The sequence below is a fragment of the Pseudomonas sp. TH34 genome (assembly GCF_016650865.1).
In the GTDB taxonomy this organism is placed as follows: Bacteria; Pseudomonadota; Gammaproteobacteria; order Pseudomonadales; family Pseudomonadaceae; genus Aquipseudomonas; species Aquipseudomonas yamanorum.
In genome coordinates, this window is record NZ_JAEKFB010000001.1 from 456,492 (window position 1) to 482,624 (window position 26,133).

Consider the following 26,133-nt stretch of genomic DNA (forward strand, 5'->3'; position numbering starts at 1 on the left):
GCAGGAAATCCTGCTTTCACAAATGCCCGTAGTCAGAGGTATTGCCCCGTTTGGGGAAGATCGGTCCAAATTTGGACACATTGAATCCGCGCCACGTTTTCAAATCTCGCAAAACGTGGCACGGAAACCCGACATACCGAAACGGTAGGTCAGCCCTCCCCGCCCCACCCTCAATCTGAGGCCGGACTGAGCTGAAATCCCAGCCCTGTATCACTTTGACTATCCTCGATTTACTGCAACAAAAACACCCTCTCCAATCCCGCCAAAACCAACTATTTCAATCCCGTTTAATCCGGTTATGTGTATCACCTAGAGTGCACCTAAAAAGCACTGGATAAATGATCAGATCATGCCTAATGTGAGTTTTTGAGCCACTCAAAACCCATTCGAGGCAGCACCTATGAACACAGCTAAGCCCGCCCGAGGACGCCAGCACAAACCAACTCGCTCCGAAGTTGCTGCCGCCTGGGGCCGCCTTCGCGAAGCCGCAGCAGACGGAAGCGTTCAAGCATCCGCCCTGCTAATAGCGCTCGCTGAAAACAAACCGGTCATCGCTATGGAATCGCCCGCCGCATGACTGATCGCGATAAAGCCGGCAAATGGAAGCCCGGACAGTCGGGTAATCCCGGCGGCCGATCCGGCCAGACGCAAGAGCTGCGCGCCCGACTCGCGGAAGGTGCAGACGCCGTGACAAAGAAGGTTCTGACAGCAGCCAAGAAGGGCGATATGCAGGCTTGCCGGCTGATCCTTGAGCGCCTGGTGCCGCCAATCAAGCCAACTGCCGAGACAGTGTGCTTCGACCTGGACGACACCGACTTGCCCAGCGCAGCCAAATCAATCCTTCGCGCAGTTGCCGCCGGCGAGCTACCGCCCGACCAGGGCAAGGCATTGATCGAAGGGCTAGGCGCTGTTGCCCGAGTCATCGAGGTTGCCGAGCTACAGAAGGCCGTCGAAGAACTCCGCGAACAGATGGAGGGAATGCGGCAATGAGCATTAAGTGGATGCGGGCCGAGCTCAAGCGAATTGCAGAAAAGATCGGCGCCGACGACGAAGAGACAGTTCTCGTTATGTTGACGGTGGTGGACTGCAGGGTTGACGCGGTTGAGGACGAGATGGACTACCCAAAGACCGTGGGCCATTCATTCAACTATCCAGTCCTGGGCGCGCAAACGGTGATGCACTTCCCACTGTGCACCATGAATAGCAACGACGCGGCCAATCTGGCAGAGGCGTTCATTCTCCACGTCCGCTCAACTGAAAGCCTCCGCCGCCCCGCTCCGGTAGGTGTGATGGATATGCGGCCATTCCCAAGTTCTGGTGCCTGGATCTTCCCGCCGCTGGCTGATGGGCAAAACATCAAAGAGCACGTCGCAGAACAGTACCAACTGATCATCGAGGCCCGGCATGAACATCCGTAACCAGGTGGCAAAGCTGCGTCAGCAATCCGGGCTCACTCAGTTCAATCGAGACGTGCAAGAGATAAGCGCCCTTATGGACGAGTTGCACGCCGCAGCAGCCGGCGGCGGCAACCAAGAGAGCGTGTCCCTATTCGAGATCCTGAGCGAAGCCTCAGACCAAAAAACGGCCGAACCACGGCCAGACAATCAAAAGGTAACCCAATGAAAATCGGCAAACGATCCGTCCTCAAAGTTGGCTTGGCCAACCTCCATTACTCCGAATACGAGCACTCCCAGGTAGAGGCAAGAACATTCAATATTCAGCGACCCGATGGCACCAAAGGCACCTGGCAGGCCGGTGGCTTGCTGAAGTCTGTTCGCCATTTGCAGGGTTTGTCGCTAGAGGCGTTCAAAGACCTCGGAGAGGAAATTCTCTCGATTCGCGAGAACAAGGACCTCAACGCCGCTGCCATTGAGCGCAAGGGCAAGGAGCAGATTGATGGAATCATCCCCGCCCTGATGCCGGCGATGGAGAAGGCAGCAAAAGATATGCTCACGTTGGCCCAGACAGTGGCCAGCGGCTTCGCAGCGGTCACGCCGCGCGCTAGCTCGGACGTTGTTGGTTTCCTGGCTGATCAGGAGCTGCGAGCCATCGTGCGAGGCCTCAAGCCGGAGGAGCGTCAGCGCCTAGTGGCTGAAGCGCGCGCAGGCAGTCACCCCGACGTTGTAGAGGCGGTGCTCAGGGCAAACCCAATGCTCTCCGGGTTATCGCCAGAGGCGGCTGACAGCCTTTCGCGCGCAGGCATTGCCGCGTCGCGCGCCGAAGACATTGAAGGGCTCAAGCAGATGCTAGCAATCTACGATGACGTGCTGGCCACGGCCTCCAATGCCGGTGTTGCACTGAGTGGCATGGTTGCCAATTCGAATGGGTACACCGGCCGGTTTGAGAAGTGGAGATCGGGCTGCGAAGGCTCCGAAGCGCTTCGCGAATGGCTGGCGAAAATGCCCACTCGCACCACCGCAAAAGCGTCTCCTGATCAATCCGAAGCGGCCTAACTGCCCCTCCGTGCGCTACGCAAGTATTGGTAGCGCCGATCAACGGCAGACTCTGTGAGTGTGAAGACATGACCTTTCAAGAGCGTTTTACCGAAGCGTGCAAAACGCAGAAATTCAAACCCTACGAACTGATCCAGGGGCCGGACGCCGGCTACACGGTGTGGGAGGTCCAGCACGTCAGTGGTGGCCAACAAGTGACAGTCGACGGCCCCTTCTTCACTGAGGAAGAGGCCAGGGTTTCCGCCGACCTGCTGAGGGGGACATTCCGAGGCGCCCGGGCCAGCGATGCGATCTACAACCGGGTGTGGAACTACGACCCGCGCCAGGAGCAGTTGACCATCGATCAGGCGCATATGTCGCGCGCAGTGCTCGCCATTCGCCTTGGGCTTCCAGCCCCGTCCACCAATCCATAGGAGGCTCCATGGCCGCTACAGCAATCGAATACGCCCCGCTCACCACCATCAAACTGTACGGGCAGCTACGGCAGTTCGGTAAGTCCTACCAGTTCTCCGTCCGCACGACGGCCGAGGCCATCAAAGCACTGTCAGTGCAGATCCCAGGGTTTGAACGGTTTCTGTCTAACGCAAAGTCTCGCGGACTCGTGTTTGCCGTGTTTCGAGGCAAGAAAAATATCGGGGAGAGCGAGCTCACCTACCAAGGACAAGGCGACATCATCATCGCGCCTGTGATCGTTGGCAGTAAGCGCGCTGGGGTTTTGCAAACGGTCGTCGGTGCGCTGCTTATAGCTGCTTCATTCTTCACGCTCTGGGCGCCTCCAGTATCAGCCGGCCTGTTTGCATCTGGCGTGGGTATGGTCGCCGGCGGCGTAATCCAAATGCTCAGCCCCCAGGCTGGCGGCCTCAAGATGAGCTCAGCGCCAGAAAACACGCCGGGATATGCGTTTGGCTCCGCTCGGAATACCACAGCCTCCGGCAACCCGGTACCGCTTTGCTGCGGCCACCGCCGCTGGGGTGGCGCGATCATCAGCGCTGCTATTTACGCTGAGGATCGGGTATGACTACCATCGAATATGCACCGCGCACGACCATTCTGCTCAGTGGCTCACTGGCCAAAAAATACGGCCGTCGACACACCTATGCCCTATCCGCTCATGGAGACACCAGGGAGGCACTTAGGGCAATCGATGTGAATCACCCGGGATTCCTGAGCGACATCGCGCGAGCAAGGTCTATCGGCCTGGAGTTCGCAATTTTCCGCAACAGGAAGAACGTCGGCGAATCCGAATTGACTCTCGGCGGAGCCAGGGAAATACGGGTGGTTCCAGTGATCACCGGAAGCAAGCGCGCCGGGATACTCCAGACCATCGTTGGTATCGTATTGATCGTGGCCAGCGCATTTACCACCGGCGCAACGCTTGCCCCGGGGATTGCGCTTGTTGCTGGCGGCGTTATCCAAATGCTCAGCCCGCAAGCCGGCGGCCTCAAGACCAGCGCGGCACCGGAGAACACCCCGGGCTATGCCTTCGGCAGCGCCAAGAACACCACGGCATCCGGTAACCCGGTACCGCTGTGCTACGGCAAGCGGCGGGTGGGTGGCGCGATCATCAGTGCCGCGATCTACGCCGAAGACCAGATGTAGCTTACCGAAACTACTCAAGCGCAAGAATACGAGCGTCAACCGGGTAATTCAAAAGAATAACTCTGCGGAAGCCGCGCGTAACTAGGGATGCAGTCTGCGGGACAGTAAAGCGTCCCGCCGCGGTGGTTCTATCTATCACAAGCAGGAGATCGACACTGTCTGCCTTCTTCCTGTAATCATCTAGGCGAAGAGCTTTTTTCTCGATCTCCAGCTCCACCGCCTCTACCCTAATTTCCCGCAAATATCCTGCATCTGCCACCTGCCATCTCTCATACTGATGAAGCCCTTTCTCATCACCTGGCAGTGGTCGCACCCACATCTTTACTTTCTCTGTCTCGATGATGAACAAGCCGAGGCCGGCAGCTGCACACTCACGCAAAAGACAATTGGCGATGGTTTCGGGATCGGACAAATCACCTAGGAAAGTTACACTCACCGAACGTCCACCACAGTCGTAGTATTTTTTGACAATCTCGCGCAGATTCCTCTGCTGCCTACCTCGCGCCTCCATGAGCGATGAGCCTCCACCGTCAAGCGGGCTATCGTGCAGCTCCGTAATCTCAAGTCCAAACACTTCACCGGCTGCGTGAACGATGAAGTCCAGGGGCTCAGAGATATCCTCTAGGCACCAAACTTCACCCAGTGCTTTTGAAGCGGCCTCAGCGAAAAAGCGCTCCCGGTTTTTTTTGTACAGTTGAGTCATTTGGCCGGCCGTGAAGTTAAAGCGTCAGGTTAGCGTATGCCTATCCAGATACAGGCTTATTTTGCCTTTTTCGGGCTTTCCGCTTGATAAGTAACACCCAAAGTGCAACAGTATTAGTAGAACGCCCTAACTGATACAGGCACCCATCATGTTCATCCGCGCATACCTCCGAGCATCCACCGAAGAGCAAGACGCCGGCCGCGCCCGCGCCTCGCTCGAGCAGTTCGCCAGCGACCATAACAAGGTCATCGCCAGCGTATACCTGGAGAACGCCAGCGGCGCCACCGCCGACCGGCCGGAACTGCTGCGCCTGCTGAAAGATGCGCGCAATGGTGACGTGCTGCTGGTGGAGTCGATAGATCGCCTATCCCGCCTCCCGGTGGAGGACTGGCAAAAGCTCAAGACGGCTATCGACTCCAAGGGCCTGCGCATTGTCGCGCTCGACCTGCCGACCAGCCACCAGGGAATGCAGGACACCAAGGGCGACGAGTTCACCGGCCGAATGCTGGGCGCCATCAACTCAATGCTGGTGGAAATGATGGCAGCTATCGCCCGCAAGGATTACGAACAGCGCCGTGACCGGCAGGCCCAAGGCATCGAGAAGGCCAAGGCAGCCGGAAAGTACCAGGGGCGACCTGTAGACACGGATCTCCACAAGCGAGTGAGGGAACTGTTGGCCGCCGGCCTGGGCATCCGCGCGACAGCCCGGCACGCCGACTGCTCCACTACAACCGTTTTGCGTATCCGAGACACGCCAACGTGTTGAATGCCTCAATTTAACGGAAGGAACCAGAAATGAAGTTATGCGCAATTTGCGGCATCAGACCGGGAAAGACCTCAGATCACATTCCGCCCAAGGGGCTATACACGAAACCCTATCCTAAAAATATGCATACGGTTCCAGCCTGCGCGAAATGCAATCAAGGCGGCTCCACGGCAGATGAGATTGTAAAAATTATGATCGGCCTCAGCACTGGAGAGGCGAGGAAGGATGCTCCACTGGTGATCGAATCGATGCGCCGGACCTTAGGCGGGAACAAAAAGCTTTTTCGTAAGGTTTTGAAATCAGCCCAGCACACCTTTCACCCAATGGATGGAAGCGTCCTGCGCCCAGCCATAGCTGTGCGCTTTGACGGGAGGCCATACCGTGAAGTTGTGACGAGGATCGTTAGGGCGCTGTACTGGGTCGAAAAAGGGTCAGCTCTCGGGCTGGATGCAAACGTAACCGTGGAGGCATTCGACCAGATAAAAGACCCTGGACGGATAGCTTTGATACAAACCTTGATGGATAGCTTAGAACCTCGACATCTGAATGAATCAACATTCATCTACAAGGTTGCGTTCGATAAGTCCGGTAGCTCGGTTTGGGGTCTCATGTTTTTCGGAGCCCACCTCGCAATAGCCATGGCTGAGGCGCCAGCGGATTCTGTAGTTCCGTAAAAATAGGCCTGGGACCTGCCAAGGAATGATCAGGGCACATGAATTTAATACGAAAAAGCCCCGCCGGAGCATTGCCTGGCGGGGCTTTTTGTTGGCTTGCTGCTGTCACCCTGCTGTCACGTGAAAAGTAAGCTAGCAGCGGATCGGCGCGAGAGGCCCTGTTTATATGGTGTCCCAGGGCCGGTTCGAACGGCCAACCTTCCCCTTAGGAGGGGGATGCTCTATCCAATTGAGCTACTGGGACTAATGACAGCCAACCGGCAAGGAGCACGGCGACGGACGGCGTGCATGTTAACGGCGCAGGTCAATTTTGTCATGTCGTCCGTGGGCTTTTTGAGTGTAGGCCTATGCCCGTGACTTTAACGCGTGTTCCACTCAACGATTACGGGCAGTTCGCCGTCATCGTGCAAAATGCACTCCGCCAAAATGCCATCATTGCAAATTGCAACATCACGATAACATGGACCAGATATAACTATCTGATTTAAAAGGATTTATTGTCAAATAAAGACTGGCACGGCACCTGCAATCCTTTATCCTACAAATACAGTCCGGCCCAGCCACCTGCGGAGAACATACCCATGAACAGCGCACTTCTACTAGCCCTCAATACCGTTGCATTGGCTGCGCTGGTGATGTTCCATTTTCAATCCACCACCGCTGATGATGCCGCACAGGTCAGCCAGGCGATTCCCCATCACCTGCAGCAACGTCCGCAGTTGGCAGTCATGAAACCGAACATGCAATCACCGCTCCAACTGACCCAGGGCACTCAGGCCGCTCCCGCCACTGAACACTGGGTTTTCTGAACCGCTTACCGGAGTTTTCCATGACCAAGTCTGCCTGGCTGTTTCTGACCCTGGCCCTGGCCGCCGTCGGCCTCGGCTTGAACGTATTGTCGCAAGACGTACAGACCGTCGCTTTCGTCGCCGCAGCTGTATTCGGCAGCTTGTGGTTGCTGGCAATCATCATTGGCCGCCGCATCAAATTCGATCCTGTACTGCGCTGAATCCTCCCCGCTCGTCGCCCTCTTTGCACAAGACAGTCAACCTCAGGCTCCCCGTCAGAGCGACTGACCATATGTCGCTCCGCCCTCGTAAATTGGCAATTTGCCACTAATCTTAAAGTTAAGGGCAAAAGGCCATATTGCTATAGGATGTGCGCCCGAAAAGCCTTTTGCGCCTAGGGCCTGCGGCCTCGACACCTATTTGGGTGCAACCGTGGAAAAGTTTTCCAACCAGTCCGCAAATTTTGAAATGAGTACTGGCATAAAGCCGGTAGCCGGTTCAATATTTGTCACAGAATTGACGCCAAGGAACTGGCAAAACTGAGGCATGATGCGGCCTCTTTGCAATTCAGGTTGAACATTTGGCAGCAAGCCTTGTCCTAACATGCATCTTGCGGCCAATTCCAAAAACCGCTCCCCTGAACTAACCGGTTAAATATATGCGCCCATTGAAACAGGCAATTTATTCCAGCCGTACGGCTGACAAGTTCGTCGTACGTCTGCCAGACGGAATGCGGGAACGCATTGCCGAGGTGGCTCGCAATCATCACCGCAGCATGAACTCCGAAATCATCGCACGCCTGGAACAAAGCCTGATTCAGGAAGGTGCGCTGGGCGAAGAGCTGAGCATGCGCCTGGACAGCCCCGAGCTGTCACTGCACGAACGCGAACTGCTGCAGCGTTTTCGTCAGCTCTCCCACCGCCAGCAAAATGCTCTCGTCTCGCTTATCGCTCACGACGTTGAGGCAGCTGCAGAAGCCAACTGATTGGCAACCGAAAGCTGAAAGCCAGCCATGGGCTGGCTTTTTTTTGCCTGGGATTTGGTAAAGAAAAGAAAGGGTCAAGGGGCATAAGCCCCCTGACCTATAGAAGGGATCAAAGCAGGAAGATGGTTGCCAGGCCCAGGAAGATGAAGAAGCCACCACTGTCGGTCATGGCGGTGATCATCACACTGGCACCCATGGCCGGATCTCGCCCAAGGCGCACCAGGGTCATTGGAATCAGAACCCCCATCAAGGCCGCCAGCAGCAGGTTGAGCGTCATCGCCGCCGTCATGACCACACCGAGCGACCAACTGCCATACAGCAGGTACGCCACGATACCGATGACGCCACCCCACACCAGGCCGTTGATCAGCGCGACCGCAAGCTCCTTGCGCATCAAACGCTTACCGTGCCCGGTACCCACCTGATCCAGCGCCATGGCACGCACGATCATGGTAATGGTCTGGTTACCCGAGTTACCGCCAATCCCGGCCACGATCGGCATCAGCGCAGCCAAGGCCACCAGCTTCTCGATGGAGCCTTCAAACAGGCCAATCACCCTTGATGCAATAAACGCGGTAATCAAATTGACTGCCAGCCAGGCCCAGCGGTTACGCAGGGACTTCCACACCGACGCAAAAATATCTTCTTCTTCTCGCAGACCGGCCATGTTGAGGACTTCGCTTTCGCTCTCCTCACGAATCAGGTCGACCATTTCATCGATGGTCAGACGGCCGATCAGCTTGCCGTTCTTGTCGACCACCGGGGCCGAGATCAAGTCATAACGCTCGAACGCCTGGGCAGCGTCGTAAGCGTCTTCGTCCGGATGGAAACTCACCGGGTCGCTGGCCATGACGTCCGCGACTTTCTTGTCCGGGTCATTGACCAGCAGGCGCTTGATCGGCAGCACGCCCTTGAGAATGCCTTCGTAATCGACCACGAACAGTTTGTCGGTGTGGCCTGGCAGCTCCTTGAGGCGGCGCAGGTAACGCAGTACCACTTCCAGGCTGACGTCTTCGCGGATGGTGACCATCTCGAAGTCCATCAACGCACCGACCTGCTCCTCGTCGTAGGACAACGCCGAGCGCACACGCTCACGCTGTTGGGCGTCGAGGGTTTCCATCAGCTCATGGACGACGTCACGCGGCAGCTCGGAAGCCAGGTCAGCGAGTTCGTCGGCATCCATGTCCTTGGCGGCAGCCAGGAGCTCGTGATCGTCCATGTCGGCGATCAGGGTTTCACGGACCGAGTCGGATACTTCAAGGAGGATGTCGCCGTCGCGATCAGCCTTGACCAACTGCCAAAGCGTCAGACGGTCATTAAGCGGCAAGGCTTCGAGGATGTAGGCAACGTCGGCAGAGTGCAGATCATCGAGCTTGCGTTGCAGCTCGACAAGGTTTTGCCGGTGGACCAGGTTCTCGACCCGGTCATGATTCGCGCCTTCCTGGCGATGCGTCAGGTCTTCGACCACACGCTGGCGCTGCAGCAGCTCGACGACTTGAGCCAGGCGATCCTGCAGGCTTTCTTGTGTTTTCTTTACTTCAACTTCGGTCATAGGCGAACTCCACTCCCAGCAGCGGGGCACGCCGGAAGGATCAATCAGTCAATTCATGATTGGTAAAACGGGGTACTGAGTAACTACTGGGTAAGTCCATGGAGGTGTTCCACAAGCCCCGGCGGGGCTGACGGGCGCAATGATACACCGGGCGGCCGCTTTTAACGTCAAAAAACTGGAAAGAACAAGCGCTTGCGACACAAAGCTGAGCATTGGCCACACATATGAACTGCGACGACGCCGCTTGAAAGGAAAACACATGGGCGGGAGAAAAAGGCGCCACGGGAAATAAAAACCCCAGACGGCAAAAAGCCCGCACTAGGCGGGCTTTTTGTTGTTTGGTGCACTCGACAGGATTCGAACCTGTGACCGCTCGGTTCGTAGCCGAGTACTCTATCCAGCTGAGCTACGAGTGCAGATTGTGTTTTTAGACCAGATCACAACTGGTTGAAGCCAAGTTACCTGCATTGCTGCAACTAACTCTTAAATGGTGCACTCGACAGGATTCGAACCTGTGACCGCTCGGTTCGTAGCCGAGTACTCTATCCAGCTGAGCTACGAGTGCATTTGTTGCCGCGCATTATAGGCCGTTCAATCTCTATGTAAAGCTATTTTTTCGTTTAATTTCAACAACTTAGCGAAAAAACCAGATTGCAACGTACTAAGCAAATAATGGCGGAGAACGGGGGATTCGAACCCCCGACACCCTTTTGAGGTGTACTCCCTTAGCAGGGGAGCGCCTTCGGCCACTCGGCCAGCTCTCCGCAACACGGGGCGTATATTAACCAGCTTCATCCCCGTTTGCAAACATAAAAAACGATAAAAATTAATGGCTTGGTTCTTCGTCCTTCTCTTTCTTGATCCGCAGGTAAATTTCCTCGCGGTGGACAGCCACCTCTTTCGGAGCGTTAACCCCGATACGCACTTGATTGCCTTTGACGCCGAGCACGGTCACGGTGATTTCGCCATCACCAATAATCAGGCTTTCTGCGCATCGACGAGTCAGAATCAACATACCTTTCTCCTCACGCATTTCATTTCGGGAACAACAGTCTGCAAAAAAAAGGCATTCGACCTACAACCAAATGGCCGTAGCCCTACCGCCTAAGTATTGTCGAGCGCAGGCAAAAGAACAGGCCTTCACCACGTGCCCGGCAAAAAAATGAAAGGCGCGGATCACCGCGCCTTCCTGGCAACGCATCACTCGCCCTGTCGGGCCGGAGCGTCCAGCTCAAACGCGGTATGCAATGCGCGTACAGCCAGCTCCAGGTACTTCTCTTCGATCACCACCGACACCTTGATTTCCGAGGTGGAGATCATCTGGATGTTGATGCTTTCCTTGGCCAGGGCTTCGAACATGCGGCTGGCAACGCCCGCATGGGAGCGCATGCCCACACCCACGATCGACACCTTGGCAATCTTGGTATCGCCGACCACTTCACGGGCGCCGATTTCCTTCGCGGTGTTCTGCAGGATCCGCTCCGCCGCATCGTACTCGTTGCGGTGCACGGTGAAGGTGAAATCGGTGGTGTTATCGTGCGAAACGTTCTGCACGATCATGTCGACTTCGATGTTCGCGCCACTGATAGGGCCCAGAATCTTGAAAGCCACGCCCGGGGTGTCTGGCACGCCACGGATAGTCAGCTTGGCTTCATCACGGTTGAAAGCGATACCGGAAATGATCGGCTGTTCCATGGATTCCTCTTCATCAATAGTAATGAGGGTGCCCGGACCCTCCTTGAAGCTGTGCAGTACGCGCAGCGGAACGTTGTACTTGCCGGCAAACTCAACGGCACGGATCTGCAATACCTTGGAACCGAGGCTGGCCATTTCCAGCATCTCTTCGAAGGTGATCTTGTCCAGGCGCTGGGCCACGGACACAACCCGCGGGTCAGTGGTGTAGACGCCATCCACATCGGTGTAGATCTGGCACTCATCAGCCTTCAGGGCTGCCGCCAGGGCCACGCCGGTGGTGTCGGAACCGCCACGACCCAAGGTGGTGATGTTGCCGTGCTCGTCGACGCCCTGGAAACCGGCGACAACTACCACACGACCGGCCTTCAGGTCAGCGCGAATCTTCTGGTCATCAATCTGCAGGATGCGGGCTTTAGTGTGCGCGCTATCCGTAAGAATGCGGACCTGGTTGCCAGTGTAGGACACCGCTGGCACACCACGCTTGTTCAGCGCCATGGCCAGCAACGCGATGGTCACCTGCTCACCGGTGGAAATGATCACGTCCAGCTCACGGGGAACCGGTTGCTGATCGCCACTGATTTGCTTGGCCAGATCGATCAGGCGATTGGTCTCGCCGCTCATGGCCGACAGCACCACCACCAGGTCATCGCCGGCATCGCGGAATTTCTTAACCTTGTCGGCGACCTGCTCGATTCTTTCGACAGAGCCGACCGAGGTGCCTCCAAATTTCTGTACGATCAAAGCCATTTCTAAGCCGCCTCAGCCCGTAAAGGGGCGCCTGTTATTCAATCAACCCGCACTGACTGAGCCCGCGACTAGACCACGGGCTCATTAACAGCGTCTTAAATACCTGCCTCGACAAACGGCACGGTCAGGGCCAGGGCCGCGTCCAGGGCGCCAGCGTCAACACCACCGCCTTGCGCCATGTCCGGACGACCACCGCCCTTCCCGCCCACTGCCGCGGCGGCTTGCTTCATCAAATCACCGGCCTTGAGTTGGCCAGTCAGGTCTTTGGTTACACCGGCAACCAGAACGACCTTCTCCTCATGGACACTGCCGAGCAGGATCACTGCGCGGCCGAGCTTGTTCTTCAACTGATCGACCAAGGCCAACAGCGCCTTGCCGTCCTGACCGTCCAGGCGCACGGCCAGCACTTTCACACCCTTGACGTCCAGGGCGGAAGCCGACAGATCGTCGCCCGCCGCGCTGGCCGCCTTGGCCTGCAACTGCTCCAGCTGTTTCTCCAGCTGACGGTTGCGCTCCAGTACGCCGGAGAGCTTGTCGATCAGGTTGTCGCGGCTGCCCTTGACCAGGCCGGCCGCTTCCTTGAGTTGTTCTTCTGCCGCATTGAGGTAGGCCAGGGCCGCAGCACCGGTGATCGCTTCAATACGACGCACGCCGGAAGCCACACCGCCTTCGCTGATGATTTTCAGCAGGCCGATGTCGCCGGTACGGCTGGCGTGGATACCGCCACACAGCTCCACCGAGAAGCTGCCGCCCATGCTCAGTACGCGCACTTCGTCGCCGTACTTCTCGCCAAACAGCGCCATTGCGCCTTTTTGCTTGGCGGTCTCGATGTCGGTTTCTTCGGTTTCCACCGGGGTGTTCTTGCGAATCTCGGCGTTGACGATGTCTTCCAGGGCCTTCAACTGCTCAGGCTTGATCGCCTCGAAATGACTGAAGTCAAAACGCAGGCGCTGGCTATCCACCAACGAACCCTTCTGCTGCACATGCTCACCCAGTACCTGACGCAACGCGGCGTGCAGCAAGTGAGTGGCCGAGTGGTTCAAAGCAGTTGCATGCCGTACGTCGGCATCTACCTGAGTGTCCACCGGCGCGCCGACGGTCAGGTTACCCAGCACCAGCACGCCGTGATGCAGGAACGCACCGCCGGTCTTGGTGGTGTCGCGCACTTCAAAGCGACCGGAGGTGGAGCTCAGGAAACCGCAGTCACCGACCTGGCCGCCGGACTCAGCGTAGAACGGGGTCTGATCCAGGACTACAACGCCCTCGTCACCTTCGTTCAGCACGTCGACCGACTTGCCGTCCTTATAGATAGCCACGATCTTGGCCGAGCCAACGGTAGCTTCATAACCAATGAACGAAGTCGCTACATCAACCTTTACCAGGGTGTTGTAGTCCAGGCCAAAGGAGCTGGCGGAACGGGCACGTACACGCTGGGCTTCCATCTCACGCTCAAACCCGGCTTCGTCGATGGTCAGCTCGCGTTCGCGGGCGATGTCGGCGGTCAGGTCCATCGGGAAACCGTAGGTGTCGTACAGCTTGAACACCACGTCGCCCGGCACCACGGTGCCTTTGAGTTCAGCCAGGTCCTGCTCGAGGATCTTCAGGCCGTGCTCCAGGGTCTTGGAGAACTGCTCTTCTTCAGCCTTGAGCACGCGTTCGATGTTGGCTTGCTGCTGCTTGAGTTCCGGGAAGGCATCGCCCATCTCGGCCACCAGCGCGGCAACGATCTTGTAGAAGAAGCTGCCGGTGGCGCCCAGCTTGTTACCGTGACGGCAGGCGCGACGGATGATGCGGCGCAGCACATAGCCACGGCCTTCGTTCGACGGCAGTACGCCGTCGGCGATCAGGAAGCCGCAGGAACGGATGTGGTCCGACACCACCTTGAGCGACGACTGATTGTCGTTGGCACAGCCAATGGCCGCGGCCGAAGCGCTCAGCAGGTTGGTGAACAGGTCGATCTCGTAGTTGGAGTGAACGTGCTGCATCACCGCACTGATCCGCTCCAGGCCCATGCCGGTGTCCACCGACGGCGCTGGCAACGGGTGCAACACGCCATCGGCGGTGCGGTTGAACTGCATGAACACGTTATTCCAGATTTCGATGTAGCGGTCGCCATCTTCTTCCGGCGAGCCCGGTGGGCCGCCCCAGATGTCGGCGCCGTGATCGTAGAAAATCTCGGTGCAAGGGCCGCACGGGCCGGTATCGCCCATGGTCCAGAAGTTGTCGGAGGCGTAAGGCGCGCCCTTGTTGTCGCCGATGCGAATCATGCGCTCGACCGGCACCCCGATTTGCTGGGTCCAGATGTCGTAGGCTTCGTCATCGGTGGCGTAGACGGTCACCCAGAGTTTTTCCTTCGGCAGCTTCAGCACGCCGGTCAGGAAGGTCCAGGCAAAGGTGATCGCATCTTTCTTGAAATAGTCGCCGAAGCTGAAGTTACCCAGCATCTCGAAGAATGTGTGGTGGCGGGCGGTGTAGCCCACGTTTTCCAGGTCGCTGTTCTTGCCGCCGGCGCGTACGCACTTCTGGCTGCTGGTGGCGCGGGTGTAGGCGCGCTTTTCCTGGCCCAGGAAGCAGTCCTTGAACTGGTTCATCCCCGCGTTAGTGAACAGCAGGGTTGGGTCATTGCCTGGGATCAAGGAGCTGGAGGCGACACGGGTGTGACCTTGCTCTTCGAAGAAGCGAAGGAAGGCTTCACGGATTTCTGCGCTTTTCATTAGGTTCTTCCACGGAGGCTGCGGCCAAAGGCCAGTGCTAAACGTCATCAGACGGAGCGACGGCAAAGGGCCGCATTATATCGGCCCTTTGCCCGTGGTACAGCGTGTTTATGTGATAGAAACAGTCAATTAGACGGTCTGCACTGTCATTTCCGGGAAAACTCGACAAATGTCGCGAGCACTTGCTCGATCTGTGCCCGGCTGACGTCCAGGTGAGTGACCATGCGCAAACGCGGCGCGGCACTCAACTTGATCCCGCGCTCGGCAGCAAACGCCTTCAAGGCCTGGGCCCGATCACCGATATCAACGTAGACCATATTGGTCTGCACCGGCTCCACCGTATAACCCGCCTTGCGCAGTTCATCCCCCAGCCATTGGGCGTTGGCGTGGTCGTCGGCCAGGCGCTGCACCTGGTGATCCAGGGCGTACAGCCCCGCCGCCGCCAGCGAACCGGCCTGACGCATGCCGCCACCGACCATCTTGCGCAAACGGCGGGCCTTGGCGATCAATGCCGTGGAGCCGCACAACACCGAGCCGATGGGCGCGCCCAGACCTTTGGACAGGCACACCGACACCGAATCGAAGTGCCGGGCAATCTCCCGCGCATCCACTCCCAGCTTGACCGCCGCGTTGTAGAGCCGCGCGCCGTCCAGGTGCAAGGCCAGGCCGTGCTCCCGGGTAAACGCCCGCGCGGCCGCCAGGTATTCAAGGGGCAGGACTTTGCCCTGCATGGTGTTTTCCAGCGCCAGCAAGCGGGTGCGGGCGAAGTGGAAGTCGTCCGGCTTGATCGCCGCCAGCACGTGCTCCAGGTTCAGGGAACCGTCGGCCTGCACTTCCAGGGGTTGTGGCTGGATCGAGCCGAGAACCGCCGCACCGCCGCCTTCGTATTTGTAGGTGTGAGCCTGCTGACCGACGATGTATTCCTCGCCACGCTCACAGTGCGCCATCAATGCCAGCAGGTTGCTCATGGTGCCGGTGGGCACGAACAACGCGGCGGCAAAACCCAGGCGCTTGGCCAGTTCGGCTTCCAGGCGATTGACGCTCGGGTCCTCGCCGTAGACGTCGTCGCCGCTGGCGGCAGTGGCCATCGCCTCGAGCATGCCAGGGGTCGGTTGGGTCACTGTGTCGCTGCGCAGGTCAATCACGTTCATCAAACTAGCCTCTAGCGGATTGGAGCGTTTCTTGTGTTAACGATTACTGCGGGCAAACCCGCGGAATATCAAGCCCCGTGCTTGCACAATCGAATACCAACCAAACAAACCGATATAGGTTATCGATAAACCAACCGTGCAGTTTCTGAAAAACCATGATAAAAACTCTCCGCCGCCAGGGTTCTGGCGGCAACGTTCTCAGGGCGGGGTGTAATTCCCCACCGGCGGTAATTGCACGCAATGTGCATAGCCCGCGAGCGCTTGGCGCCTCGAACTGCCTCGGCAGGACGGCGACAAGGTCAGCAGACCCGGTGTGATCCCGGGGCCGACGGTCATAGTCCGGATGAAGAGAGAACGGGATTGGCACCTAAGGGCCGCGCTGACGTCATGTTCACATGAGCCAGCTGTGCGTACCCTTAAATCCCATTCGATTCATAACGCCCTGTTTTTTTCTTAAACAGGAGTCAGAACATGCAACCCACCGCAATCGACAGCAAAAGCAAAAACCATCACGGCGAGCGCGTCGCGTTTATCCAGGCCTGCTGGCACAAGGATATTGTCGATCAGAGCCGTAAAGGTTTCCTCGCCGAAATGATCGCCCAGGGCTACCAGGAATCGGACATCGATTTCTTCGAAGTCGGCGGCGCCTTTGAATTGCCCCTGCACGCCAAGCTGCTGGCCAAGTCCGGCCGTTATGCCGGTATCGTCGCGGCCGCCCTGGTGGTGGACGGCGGGATCTACCGTCACGAGTTCGTGGCCCAGTCCGTAGTCAGCGGCCTGATGCAGGTCCAGCTGGAAACCGAAGTGCCGGTGTTCTCGGTATCCCTCACCCCGCACCACTTCCACGCGGGCAGCGAGCACCATACGTTCTTTTATGAGCACTTCGTCCACAAAGGCCAGGAAGCGGCACGCACCTGCGCCGACACCCTGCACAAGGTTCGCGCACTGCGTCGCAATGAGCCACGGGCGGTAGCGGTTTAAGCAACACCACCAAGCCCAGTCTCAGAGCTGGGCTTGTGTGGGAACTGGCTTGCCTGCGATAGCATCGCCTCGGTGTATCTGGCAGACCGAGTTGATCCTATCGCAGGCAAGCCAGCTCCCACATTTGACCGAGTCAGTCTCGGGTTTCAGGCCAGGCCAGCATCCGTGGTCGGCACAATCAATATCCCTGCGCGCAAGCCATTCTTGACCTTCGGGTTCGGGAAGATGATGCGTGCGCCCTCCTCCTCGATTACCCAGCGGGTCTTGGCAATGTCCTCGGCCAACAGATACCCCTTCTCCAACTCCGAAAAGTTTTCCACGTCCGCCGGCAAATGCAGGACGAAGGTATCGCTGTGCTTGATCACTTCCCGGGAAACACTGAACAGCTTCAAGCCGTCCAGGCTCTCGGTGGCCGGCTCGCTGCCTTCGATGATCTGCTTGAGGCGGGTTTCCAGGCGCGATACGTCCACGCCCTGGTTCTGCCCGAACGGCCGGGCCTTGCCCAACTCCAGGGTGAAGGACTCGGCCTCAAGCTGCTCGTAGGTAAACGCGGTGAAAGTGATCGAGGTCTTGTTCTGCAGCAGCACCGCTTCCATGCCGGCGGCTCGCAAGCGCGCCAGCTCGGCACGCGAATGCTGGCGACCGTCTTTCCACGGGTACAGCGCGAACTGCTCGATCTTCGAGCCACGGATGGCGGTGTGCAGGTCGTAGTGCAAACGGCTACGCCCCGGCACGCTGAAGAAGGTGCGGGCCAACTGCTCAAGCTCGGCGGCGCGCATGGCTTCGGGGCCGATGTTTTGTTCATGACGGCCATTGAACAGCCGGTTGACGTCCAGTTCGAGGTAACGCTCGCCGCGGCGCATGGCCTCGGGGTTACCGAACAGGAACAGAATACGGGTACGGGGCTTGATCTCCCCGCGGGCAATGCCCTGCAGCAAGCGGTCGGCCAATTCGATCGGCGCGGTTTCGTTGCCATGGATGCCGGACGACAGCAGCACGTCGCTGCCGTTATCCCGCGCCTCAGGAGGACGCACTTCCAGCGCGCCCTCACTGAGCCAGCGCAGTTGCACGCCGTCGACAGTCAGTTGAATTTTTTGCGCCGGTTCGCGACCGGCGAGGGTCAGTTCAAGCAGTTTGCCGAGGGCGAGCATAAGCAGCTTCCTTAGTGGTTGCAGCCAGGACCGTGGACGTGATCGTCGTCATCACCTTCAACGTCGGCCGGTTCCATTTCCAGTTGCAGGCTCATCAGGTTGGTGGCCAATGGGCGCATCAGCAGGTTGGCGTATTCCGCGTCGCCCTCTTCCACGTCAACGCCGATCAACAGTTGGCCACGGCCGTCGTGCTGGATCCAGATCTCCTTGCCCTGCCACACCACGGCGACGCGGGTGCAGGACGTTTCCAGCTGGGTGCCGTCGGTGTCTTCAAGGATCAGTTTCAGGGTGTCGGTGGTCATAAATAGTTCTCAGCCGTGCGGCGTTAATTGATCTGGAAAGGATAAACCGAGCCCAGTTTAAGGATTTGCGTCAGTTCATCCAGTGCCGTCCGGCACTCAAGCAGCAATTGCGGGTCAGCCAGGTCGGTTTCCCGCAGGCTGTCGCGGTAGTGCTTGTCGACCCATTGGGTCAGCGTGTCGTACAACGGCGCCGTCATGATAACCCCTGGGTTGACCGCCGCCAGTTCGGTTTCATTCAACGCGACGCGCAAGCGCAGGCACGCCGGGCCACCGCCGTTCTGCATGCTTTGCTTGAGGTCGAAGACTTTGACTTCGCGGATCAACCCGCCGGAAGACGTCAGGCCTTGCAGGTACTGCCAGACGCGTTCGTTGGCGCGGCATTCTTCCGGCACGATCAGCAGCATCGAACCGTCGGCGCGGCTCAGCAACTGGCTGTTGAACAGGTAGGAACGCACCGCATCTTCAACGCCGACCTGGGCACGGGGCACGCAGATCGACTGGAAATTGCCACCGAGCTTGCCGAGTTTGCCCTGCAATTCGCCGAGCATCTGATCGGTATTGAGGAACGCGTCCTCGTGATAGAACAGCACCTCGCCGTTGCCCACTGCGATGACGTCGTTGTGAAACACACCGGCATCGATCACCGCCGGGTTCTGCTGGGCGTAGACCACGCCGTCATCCCGCAGGCCGTGCAGGCGAGCGACTGCCTGGGAGGCCTCGAGGGTCTGGCGCGCCGGGTACTTTTGCGGCGCCGGGTAGCGGGTGTCGAACGCACTGCGGCCGAATACGAAAAACTCTACGCCCGCCTCGCCATAGTCACGGCAGAAACGCGTGTGGTTGGCCGCGCCTTCGTCGCCGAACTGCGCCACTGCCGGTAATGCGGCGTGGTGGGCGAAGTGCTTCTGATCAGCGAACATCGCCCCCAGCACGCGGCTGGTGGTCGGGTGCTCGATGCTGCGGTGGTATTTGCAGTTGAGGTTGGCGGCAGTGAAATGTACGCGGCCATCGGCGGTGTCGGCGCTCGGGCTGACGGTGGCGGCGTTGGCCACCCACATGCTCGACGCCGAGCAGCTGGCAACCAGCAGCGGCATGGCTTGCTTGGCGGCCTGCTGGATGACTTGTGCGTCGGTGCCGGCAAAACCGAGGCTGCGCAAAGCGGCCACATCCGGACGTTCCTGGGGCGCCAGCACACCTTGCACAAAGCCCATTTCCATCAGGGCTTTCATCTTCGCCAGGCCTTGCAGCGCCGCTTCCTTCGGGTTGGAGGACTGCTGGCTGTTGCTCTGGGACGCGACGTTGCCGTAGGACAAACCGCCGTAGTTATGGGTCGGCCCCACGAGACCGTCAAAATTGACTTCACAGGATTTCATCGGCGAGGCTCCACGAACATCTGTATTTTTTATAGGCATCAAGTGCAGATCTGTATCTGTTAACCCGATCAAGTGTGGGAGCTGGCTTGCCTGCGATGCGGGCAACTCGGTCATTCAGATACACCGAGGTGATGCCATCGCAGGCAAGCCAGCTCCCACATTAGATCAGTGTCACTTTCACTTAAGCGTTACGCCCGGGGTCAGTGTTGCTGGCAACACCAGGCTCGGGGTCTCAAGGGAGGCCACCGGGTACGCGCAATAATCCGCTGCGTAATAGGCGCTGGCGCGATGGTTGCCCGAAGCCCCTACCCCGCCAAACGGTGCGCTGCTCGCAGCCCCCGTCAGCTGTTTGTTCCAGTTGACGATCCCGGCACGGCTTTCCAGCCAGAACTGCTGGTAACGCGCTTCGGAATCCGACAGCAACCCGGCCGCCAAGCCGTATTGGGTGTTGTTGGCCTCGGCAATCGCCGCCTCGAAATCGGTGTAGCGGATCACTTGCAGCAGCGGGCCGAACAGCTCTTCGTCAGCGCGATCCGTCACCTCGCTCACATCGATAATCCCCGGCGTCAGCAACGCAGCCTGGGCCTGGGGTTGGGTCATTTCCAACAGCGCCACGGCGCCATTAGCCAGCAGCAATTCCTGGGCATCCATCAATGCCTTGGCGGCACCGAGGGAAATCACCGAGCCCATGAACGGCGCCGGTTGTTGGTCAAACGCGCCGACTTCAATGGTCGAACTCACCGCCACCAGGCGTGCGAGCAACGCATCACCCCAGGCGCCTTCCGGCACCAGCAGGCGACGGGCACAGGTGCAGCGCTGGCCGGCCGAGATAAATGCCGACTGGATAATGGTGTACACCGCCGCGTCCACGTCGGCCACTTCGTCCACCACCAGCGGGTTGTTGCCGCCCATTTCCAGCGCAAGGATCTTGTCCGGGCGCCCGGCGAATTGCTGGTGCAGATGGTTGCCGGTGCGGCTGGAGCCGGTGAAGAACAAACCGTCGATACCCGGATTGGCCGCCAGGGCGATCCCGGTTTCCCGCGCGCCTTGCAGCAGGTTCAACACGCCCGCCGGCAGGCCGGCGTCGATCCAGCATTGCACGGTCAGCTCGGCGACTTTCGGGGTCAGTTCGCTCGGTTTGAACAGTACGGTATTACCCGCCAGCAAGGCCGGCACGATGTGGCCGTTAGGCAGGTGACCCGGAAAGTTGTAAGGGCCAAATACCGCCACCACACCGTGGGGCTTGTGACGCAATACGGCAGTGGCGTCGCCCAGTGGGCCGCTCTTCTCGCCGGTACGTTCGCGGTAGCTTTGCACCGAGATCGCTACCTTGTTGACCATGCTCGTGACTTCAGTCGCCGATTCCCACAAAGGCTTGCCGGTTTCCTCACCGATGCAGCGGGCGAGTTCGTCGGCACGGCTTTTCAGGTTGGCGGCGAAGGCTTCCAGCACGCTCAGGCGTTCTTCCAGGGAGCGCTTGGCCCAGGCCGGAAACGCCTGGCGTGCAGCCTGAACGGCGGATTCGACCTGCTCGGTGGTAGCGCCATTACCCGACCACACGACCTGCTGGGTCACCGGGTTCAGCGACTCAAACACTTCACCCTGGCCAGCCAGCCACTCACCTGCGATGTATAGCGAATTCATTTATTTCGACTCCCGGGCAGCGGACAACGGTACGGCACGCACTTGATCACCAGCGATCAGTTGCAGGCGCTTGGCGGTCTGTTGATCGACCACCAGGGTGCCCGCAGCCAACCGCGCCGGTGCGGCGGTAATGCGGCAATCTTCGCGTTTACGGTTATGGATCAGGAACGGCGTGGCGTCGTCGCCCGGCGTACCAATCGCCAGCACCAGCGCTTCGCTGTCGCGCACGGCGCGGATCTTGGTGGTTTCACATTCCACCGCCGGGCCCGCGTCGAAGATGTCGACGTAGCCCTGGTAGCTGAAGCCTTCGCTCTTGAGCATGCTCAGGGCCGGCTCGGTGTCGGTGTGGACCTTGCCGATCACGTTGCGTGCGTCTTCAGACAGGAAGCAGGTGTACAGCGGAAACTTCGGCATCAGCTCGGCGATAAACGCCTTGTTGCCCACGCCGGTGAGGTAGTCGGCCTGGCTGAATTCCATCTTGAAGAAGTGTCGGCCCAGGCTTTCCCAGAACGGCGAACGCCCGGCTTCGTCAGACATGCCACGCATTTCGGCGATGATCTTGTTGCCGAACAGCTGCGGGAATTCCGCGATAAACAGCATGCGCGCCTTGGCCAGCATGCGACCGTTAAGGCCGTTGCGGTAATCGGCGTGCAGGAACAACGAGCACAACTCGGAGTTGCCGGTCAGGTCGTTGGCCAGAAACAGCGTCGGGATTTCACGGTAGATGTTCAGCTCCTGAGAGGCGCTGACCGTCAGGCCGACCCGGAAGTTGTACCAAGGCTCACGCAGGCCGACGGCACCGGCGATGGCGGAAATCCCCACCACGCGGCCTTCGTCGTTTTCCAGCACGAACAGGTAGTCCGCATCACCACGCCCGGCTTCGCCGCGAAAGGTCTTTTCAGCCCAGCCGACCCGGTGGGTCAGGCGCTCTTCGTTGGCCGGCAAGGTGGTGAGGCCGGTGCCGGTGCTGCGCGCCAGATCAATCAGGGCCGGTAAATCGCTGCTGCGTACGGGACGAACGATCATGCTATCTCCTCAAACGGGCCGCCTTGCAAGCCACCCGCGAAACTCATTCTTAAACCGCTACCAGTCGAACGCTGGCACCTTCGCCGACGCCCAGGGCTTCGGCGGTTTCCAGGTCCAGGGTCACTGGCTTGCCCGGTGCGTAGTCCAGTTCCAGCATCACCGCGCGGTAATCCTGCAACTGGCCGTTGCTCACCAGGTACTGGCGGCCGACACCCTTGACCATCTCACCGATCTTCACCGGTACCACACGGCTCTGGGCGATCGAGCGAATACCCGAGACCCGCGCGTGCAGGGTTGGGCCGCCGTCGAAGATGTCGATGTAATGGTCAGTCTCGAAGCCTTCACGCATCAGGATGTCGAAGGTGATCTGCGCCCGTGGGTGCACCTGGCCCATGGCTTCCTGGGCGGCGTCCGGCAACAACGGCACGTAGATCGGGTAATGCGGCATCAGTTCGGCCAGGAAGGTCCGGCTCTTCAACCCGCACAGGCGCTCGGCAGCGGCGTAGTTGAGGTCGAAGAAGTTGCGGCCGATGGCGTCCCAGAACGGCGAATCACCGTTCTCGTCGCTGTAGCCCACAATCTCGGTGACCACGGAATCCGCGAAGCGCTCCGGGTGACCGGCCACGAACAGCAGGCGGCCACGGGAGTTGAGTTCCGACCACGGCGAACCCACCAGCTCCGGCACCACGTAGAAGCTGGTCAGCAGGCTGTTGCCGGTGAGGTCATGGCACTGCGAGAGCACGTGGATCTTGTTGTGGATCTTCAGCTCGCGGGAAGCGTGCACGAAGGTCTCGTTACGGAAGCTGTAGAACGGTTCCGAGTAGCCCGCCGAAGCGACGATGGCCGAGCAGCCCACCAGCTTGCCGGCGTCGGTGTCTTCAAGCACGAAGAAATAGCTTTCTTCGCCGTTGAAGCTGACCTCGGCGGCGAAGGACGCTTCGCTCGCGGCGATCTTGTCGCTCAGGCGTTCGACATCATCCGGCAAGGAGGTGACACCAATCGGGCTGTCCGCAGCCAGACGCTGTACCTCGCCCAGATCAGCCATTTGCGCGGGGCGCATCACCAGCATGGTGTCACTCCTTAACTCGAAAAACTCACAGGAAAAAATGCCGGACACGATCTTGAAATCAGTGAGGTCAAGTGTGGGAGCGGGCTTGCTCGCGAAAGCGGTGTGTCATTCAACATTTCAGGTGACGGAGCCACTGCATTCGCGAGCAAGCCCGCTCCCACATTTGATCTTCACAGCTTCAACTAAAGAGTCCGGCATACAAAATTTGTGTTGGGCGCCCGACTCGCCGGGCACCCAACGGTCTATCAGGCTTGCGTCAGCTTTTTAACAGCACGCTCGAAGCGGTCCAGGCCTTCCTGGATATCGGCATCTTCCACCACCAGGCTCGGGGCGAAACGCACCACATCCGGGCCGGCTTGCAGGATCATCAGGCCTTCACGCTCGGCGGCGTTGAAGATGTCCTTGGCCTTGCCTTTCCAGGCATCGCTCAGCACGCAACCGAGCAACAGGCCCAGGCCACGCACTTCGGTGAAGATGCCGTATTGCTGGCCAATCTTCTCCAGACGGGAAACGAACAAGTCGTGCTTGGCATTAACGCCCGCCAGCACTTCCGGCGTATTGATCACGTCGATCACCGCTTCCGCCACCGCGCACGCCAGCGGGTTGCCGCCGTAGGTGGTGCCGTGGGTGCCGACCACCAAATGCTTGGCCAGGTCTTCGCGGGTCAGCATGGCGGCGATCGGGAAACCACCGCCCAGGCTCTTGGCGCTGGTGAGGATGTCCGGCACGACGCCGTAATGCTGGTAGGCGAATAGCTCGCCGCTGCGGCCCATGCCGGTTTGCACTTCGTCGAACACCAGCAGCGCGTTGTTCGCGTCGCACAGGTCGCGGGCACCTTGCAGGTACGAAAGTTCTGCCGGCAGCACGCCGCCTTCGCCCTGGATCGGCTCCAGCACCACAGCGCAGGTCTTGTCCGAAATGGCCGCTTTCAGCGCATCCAGATCGTTGTAAGGCACGTGGGTGATGCCGACGATCTTCGGACCGAAGCCGTCGGAATACTTCGACTGGCCACCCACGTTCACGGTGAACAGGGTGCGGCCGTGGAAGCTGTTCAGGGCGGCGATGATTTCGTATTTCTCGGTGCCGAAGCGGTCGAACGCGACGCGACGGGCCAGCTTGAAGGCGGCCTCGTTGGCTTCGGCGCCGGAGTTGCAGAAAAACACACGCTCGGCAAACGTGGCGTCGATCAGCTTATGGGCCAGGCGCAAGGCCGGCTCATTGGTGAAGACGTTGGACACGTGCCACAGCTTGTTGGCCTGTTCGGTCAGTGCACCGACCAGCGCCGGGTGGGCATGGCCCAATACGTTTACCGCGATGCCGCCGGCAAAGTCGATCAGCTCTCGGCCCGCCTGGTCCCATACGCGGGAACCTGCGCCACGCACGGGGATGAAAGCGGCAGGTGCGTAGTTGGGAACCATGACCTGGTCGAAATCGGCACGTTGCACCGGGGCTTGCTCAACGGACATCGGAGTCTCCTGAAGAGGAACGCCTGCCTGAAACTGGCGGGCGATGCAGGGATTGTAAGGACAGTTTTCAGCGCGGCCTTGCCGCCAAGCGACAACTTCTTATAGCGCCAACCCGCGATTTTCGCGGGTTTACGCCAATGCGACAAATAGCATCGCAATGGCGCAGTTTAAACCGCCCGGGCCGGTTTTGGGCGGTCGTTGAGGCACAACTATCTAATGCCGTCGCCGATGGCCGTTTTGTTCTGCTGTTGATCTCATCCGCGCACAGGAACAGCGCCATGCCTGGAGATGCCAGCCGAGCACTGATGCCTAGCCGCGCTCGGACGGCACCGACGACAACTCGAACGGGCTGCTACTGCGGCGCTGGTTGCGGTCTTCACGAGGGGTGGCGCCGAAGAAGTTGCGGTAGGCGCTGGAGAAGTGCGGCCCCGAGGAGAAGCCGCAGGACAGGCCGATCTGGATGATCGACTTGCTGGTTTGCATGAGCATCTGGCGGGCCTTGTTCAGGCGCAGTTCCAGGTAGTACTGGCTGGGGACGCGATTGAGGTATTGCTTGAAGATCCGCTCGAGCTGTCGTCGGGATACGCACACGTGCTGGGCGATTTCGTCGGTGGTCAGCGGTTCTTCGATGTTGGCTTCCATCAGCAACACGGCCTGGGTCAGCTTTGGATGGCTGGAACCCAGGCGGTTTTGCAGCGGGATGCGCTGGCGCTCGCCGCCTTCGCGGATGCGCTCCACCACCAGCTCCTCCGAGACGGCACCGGCCAATTCGGCACCGTGGTCACGGGCCAGCACCGCCAGCAGCAGGTCGAGTACCGACATGCCACCGCAGGCGGTCAGGCGGTCACGGTCCCAGTCGAACAGATGGCTGGTGGCGATGACCTTGGGGAAACGCTCGGCGAAATCGTCCTGCCAGCGCCAGTGCACGGCGGCGCGATAGCCGTCGAGCAAACCGAGTTGGGCCAGCGGGTAAACACCGGCCGACAGACCGCCAATCACGCAGCCGGCGCGCACCAGTTGCTTGAGGGCGGTGCTGAGCTGGGAAGCAATGACGGTCGGTGGTTCATCCGCCAGCAGGAACAGCTTTTGAAAGCCTTCCAGCTTGCCGGCCCAGGGTTCGCCCGGCAGTTGCCAGGCACCGTCGATTGGCGGTTCGGCCTGCAAAAACGAAAGTTCGTACACCACGTCCGGATGCACCCGCTGAGCAACGCGCAAGGCCTCCTCAGCCAGCGCAAGCGTCAGTGCTTTAGTGCTGGGCCAAATCAGGAAACCAATTCGATGGGCAGTCATGGAGTGC

General features: G+C 59.2%; 27 protein-coding genes, 4 tRNA genes and 1 riboswitch. Of the genes, 13 read left to right on the forward strand and 18 right to left on the reverse strand.

Translation table 11 applies throughout. The features are described 5' to 3' along the window. Nucleotides 1-573 precede the first annotated feature (573 nt). From JFU58_RS02185 to JFU58_RS02215, 7 genes are all read left to right on the forward strand, one after another. Nucleotides 574-990, forward strand: coding sequence for a DUF5681 domain-containing protein (locus tag JFU58_RS02185; protein ID WP_017529439.1), 417 nt, complete (start codon nucleotides 574-576; stop codon nucleotides 988-990). After that, the gene (locus JFU58_RS02190) at nucleotides 987-1,418 is read left to right on the forward strand and encodes a hypothetical protein (protein WP_201139767.1); all 432 of its coding nucleotides are present in this window, start codon (nucleotides 987-989) and stop codon (nucleotides 1,416-1,418) included. Before JFU58_RS02185 ends, JFU58_RS02190 begins: the two co-directional genes overlap by 4 nt. Continuing rightward, nucleotides 1,405-1,623, forward strand: coding sequence for a hypothetical protein (locus JFU58_RS02195; protein WP_201139768.1), 219 nt, complete (start codon nucleotides 1,405-1,407; stop codon nucleotides 1,621-1,623). The genes JFU58_RS02190 and JFU58_RS02195 overlap by 14 nt, the downstream gene beginning before the upstream one ends. Further along, nucleotides 1,620-2,453, forward strand: coding sequence for a hypothetical protein (locus JFU58_RS02200; protein WP_084379470.1), 834 nt, complete (start codon nucleotides 1,620-1,622; stop codon nucleotides 2,451-2,453). Before JFU58_RS02195 ends, JFU58_RS02200 begins: the two co-directional genes overlap by 4 nt. 68 nt (nucleotides 2,454-2,521) lie before the next feature. Then, nucleotides 2,522-2,866 (forward strand): hypothetical protein, encoded by a 345-nt coding sequence (locus JFU58_RS02205; RefSeq protein ID WP_193864088.1) that lies wholly within the window; start codon nucleotides 2,522-2,524, stop codon nucleotides 2,864-2,866. An 8-nt stretch (nucleotides 2,867-2,874) separates the two neighbouring features. After that, nucleotides 2,875-3,471: a tail assembly protein gene (locus JFU58_RS02210; RefSeq protein ID WP_201139769.1), complete on the forward strand. Its 597-nt coding sequence runs from the start codon at nucleotides 2,875-2,877 to the stop codon at nucleotides 3,469-3,471. Further along, nucleotides 3,468-4,052, forward strand: a complete 585-nt coding sequence (locus JFU58_RS02215; RefSeq protein WP_201139770.1) for a tail assembly protein — start codon at nucleotides 3,468-3,470, stop codon at nucleotides 4,050-4,052. Before JFU58_RS02210 ends, JFU58_RS02215 begins: the two co-directional genes overlap by 4 nt. Nucleotides 4,053-4,062: 10 nt before the next feature. Here JFU58_RS02215 and JFU58_RS02220 read toward each other — a convergent pair whose 3' ends face one another. Continuing rightward, the gene (locus tag JFU58_RS02220) at nucleotides 4,063-4,755 is read right to left on the reverse strand and encodes a hypothetical protein (protein ID WP_201139771.1); all 693 of its coding nucleotides are present in this window, start codon (nucleotides 4,753-4,755) and stop codon (nucleotides 4,063-4,065) included. A gap of 148 nt (nucleotides 4,756-4,903) precedes the next feature. Between JFU58_RS02220 and JFU58_RS02225 the strand changes: the two genes are divergently transcribed. Both JFU58_RS02225 and JFU58_RS02230 read left to right on the forward strand, forming a co-directional pair. After that, entirely contained in the window at nucleotides 4,904-5,521 is a 618-nt protein-coding gene (locus tag JFU58_RS02225; protein WP_201139772.1) for a recombinase family protein, read from the forward strand. A 29-nt stretch (nucleotides 5,522-5,550) separates the two neighbouring features. Beyond that, entirely contained in the window at nucleotides 5,551-6,195 is a 645-nt protein-coding gene (locus JFU58_RS02230; RefSeq protein ID WP_201139773.1) for an HNH endonuclease signature motif containing protein, read from the forward strand. Between the two features lie 167 nt (nucleotides 6,196-6,362). Here the strand turns inward: JFU58_RS02230 and JFU58_RS02235 are convergent. After that, a tRNA-Arg gene (locus JFU58_RS02235) sits at nucleotides 6,363-6,439 on the reverse strand. A gap of 337 nt (nucleotides 6,440-6,776) precedes the next feature. Between JFU58_RS02235 and JFU58_RS02240 the strand changes: the two genes are divergently transcribed. The 3 genes from JFU58_RS02240 (at nucleotide 6,777) to JFU58_RS02250 (ending at nucleotide 7,968) form a co-directional block, all read left to right on the forward strand. Then, nucleotides 6,777-7,004 carry a hypothetical protein gene (locus JFU58_RS02240; protein WP_063027868.1) on the forward strand — a complete coding sequence of 76 codons (228 nt, stop codon included), beginning with the start codon at nucleotides 6,777-6,779 and terminating at the stop codon, nucleotides 7,002-7,004. A gap of 20 nt (nucleotides 7,005-7,024) precedes the next feature. Next, complete coding sequence (locus JFU58_RS02245; RefSeq protein WP_017475886.1) at nucleotides 7,025-7,204, forward strand: PA3371 family protein; 180 nt, start codon at nucleotides 7,025-7,027, stop codon at nucleotides 7,202-7,204. Between the two features lie 437 nt (nucleotides 7,205-7,641). Continuing rightward, complete coding sequence (locus JFU58_RS02250) at nucleotides 7,642-7,968, forward strand: Arc family DNA-binding protein (RefSeq protein ID WP_003193592.1); 327 nt, start codon at nucleotides 7,642-7,644, stop codon at nucleotides 7,966-7,968. Nucleotides 7,969-8,077: 109 nt separating this feature from the next. Here the strand turns inward: JFU58_RS02250 and mgtE are convergent, their stop codons facing one another. The 8 genes from mgtE to ltaE form a co-directional block, all read right to left on the reverse strand. Further along, nucleotides 8,078-9,520 (reverse strand): magnesium transporter, encoded by a 1,443-nt coding sequence (gene mgtE, locus JFU58_RS02255; protein ID WP_063027866.1) that lies wholly within the window; start codon nucleotides 9,518-9,520, stop codon nucleotides 8,078-8,080. A 339-nt stretch (nucleotides 9,521-9,859) separates the two neighbouring features. After that, nucleotides 9,860-9,936: transfer RNA gene (locus tag JFU58_RS02260), tRNA-Arg, on the reverse strand. 72 nt (nucleotides 9,937-10,008) lie between these two features. Next, nucleotides 10,009-10,085, reverse strand: a tRNA-Arg gene (locus JFU58_RS02265). A 108-nt stretch (nucleotides 10,086-10,193) separates the two neighbouring features. Next, a tRNA-Ser gene (locus tag JFU58_RS02270) sits at nucleotides 10,194-10,284 on the reverse strand. A gap of 62 nt (nucleotides 10,285-10,346) precedes the next feature. Continuing rightward, complete coding sequence (csrA, locus tag JFU58_RS02275) at nucleotides 10,347-10,535, reverse strand: carbon storage regulator CsrA (RefSeq protein ID WP_002554426.1); 189 nt, start codon at nucleotides 10,533-10,535, stop codon at nucleotides 10,347-10,349. Nucleotides 10,536-10,720: 185 nt separating this feature from the next. Next, a complete protein-coding gene (locus JFU58_RS02280; protein WP_003214308.1) occupies nucleotides 10,721-11,962 on the reverse strand; it encodes an aspartate kinase in 1,242 nt (413 codons plus the stop codon). Between the two features lie 95 nt (nucleotides 11,963-12,057). After that, on the reverse strand, nucleotides 12,058-14,676 hold the full coding sequence (alaS, locus tag JFU58_RS02285) for an alanine--tRNA ligase (RefSeq protein ID WP_063027864.1): 2,619 nt from the start codon (nucleotides 14,674-14,676) through the stop codon (nucleotides 12,058-12,060). Nucleotides 14,677-14,822: 146 nt separating this feature from the next. Next, nucleotides 14,823-15,827, reverse strand: coding sequence for a low-specificity L-threonine aldolase (ltaE, locus tag JFU58_RS02290; protein ID WP_032899380.1), 1,005 nt, complete (start codon nucleotides 15,825-15,827; stop codon nucleotides 14,823-14,825). A 190-nt stretch (nucleotides 15,828-16,017) separates the two neighbouring features. Beyond that, nucleotides 16,018-16,187: riboswitch (FMN riboswitch) on the forward strand. 111 nt (nucleotides 16,188-16,298) lie between these two features. Here ltaE and JFU58_RS02295 point away from each other — a divergent pair. After that, nucleotides 16,299-16,808 (forward strand): 6,7-dimethyl-8-ribityllumazine synthase, encoded by a 510-nt coding sequence (locus JFU58_RS02295; RefSeq protein ID WP_017475890.1) that lies wholly within the window; start codon nucleotides 16,299-16,301, stop codon nucleotides 16,806-16,808. A gap of 146 nt (nucleotides 16,809-16,954) precedes the next feature. On the opposite strand, the gene astE is transcribed toward JFU58_RS02295, so the two are convergent. The 8 genes from astE to JFU58_RS02335 all read right to left on the reverse strand — a co-directional run bounded on the left by astE (nucleotide 16,955) and on the right by JFU58_RS02335 (nucleotide 26,126). Next, on the reverse strand, nucleotides 16,955-17,959 hold the full coding sequence (astE, locus tag JFU58_RS02300; protein ID WP_201139774.1) for a succinylglutamate desuccinylase: 1,005 nt from the start codon (nucleotides 17,957-17,959) through the stop codon (nucleotides 16,955-16,957). Between the two features lie 11 nt (nucleotides 17,960-17,970). Next, on the reverse strand, nucleotides 17,971-18,261 hold the full coding sequence (locus JFU58_RS02305) for a hypothetical protein (RefSeq protein WP_003214319.1): 291 nt from the start codon (nucleotides 18,259-18,261) through the stop codon (nucleotides 17,971-17,973). A gap of 23 nt (nucleotides 18,262-18,284) precedes the next feature. Continuing rightward, entirely contained in the window at nucleotides 18,285-19,631 is a 1,347-nt protein-coding gene (gene astB / locus JFU58_RS02310; protein WP_063027858.1) for an N-succinylarginine dihydrolase, read from the reverse strand. A gap of 177 nt (nucleotides 19,632-19,808) precedes the next feature. Continuing rightward, entirely contained in the window at nucleotides 19,809-21,275 is a 1,467-nt protein-coding gene (astD, locus tag JFU58_RS02315) for a succinylglutamate-semialdehyde dehydrogenase (protein ID WP_177071169.1), read from the reverse strand. After that, the gene (gene astA / locus JFU58_RS02320) at nucleotides 21,276-22,301 is read right to left on the reverse strand and encodes an arginine N-succinyltransferase (RefSeq protein WP_003214325.1); all 1,026 of its coding nucleotides are present in this window, start codon (nucleotides 22,299-22,301) and stop codon (nucleotides 21,276-21,278) included. It lies immediately after the preceding gene. Nucleotides 22,302-22,350: 49 nt separating this feature from the next. Beyond that, the gene (gene aruF, locus JFU58_RS02325) at nucleotides 22,351-23,370 is read right to left on the reverse strand and encodes an arginine/ornithine succinyltransferase subunit alpha (protein WP_063027854.1); all 1,020 of its coding nucleotides are present in this window, start codon (nucleotides 23,368-23,370) and stop codon (nucleotides 22,351-22,353) included. A 245-nt stretch (nucleotides 23,371-23,615) separates the two neighbouring features. Then, entirely contained in the window at nucleotides 23,616-24,836 is a 1,221-nt protein-coding gene (locus JFU58_RS02330) for an aspartate aminotransferase family protein (protein WP_088426877.1), read from the reverse strand. A gap of 309 nt (nucleotides 24,837-25,145) precedes the next feature. Next, nucleotides 25,146-26,126, reverse strand: a complete 981-nt coding sequence (locus JFU58_RS02335; RefSeq protein WP_003214334.1) for a GlxA family transcriptional regulator — start codon at nucleotides 26,124-26,126, stop codon at nucleotides 25,146-25,148. Nucleotides 26,127-26,133: the final 7 nt, after the last annotated feature.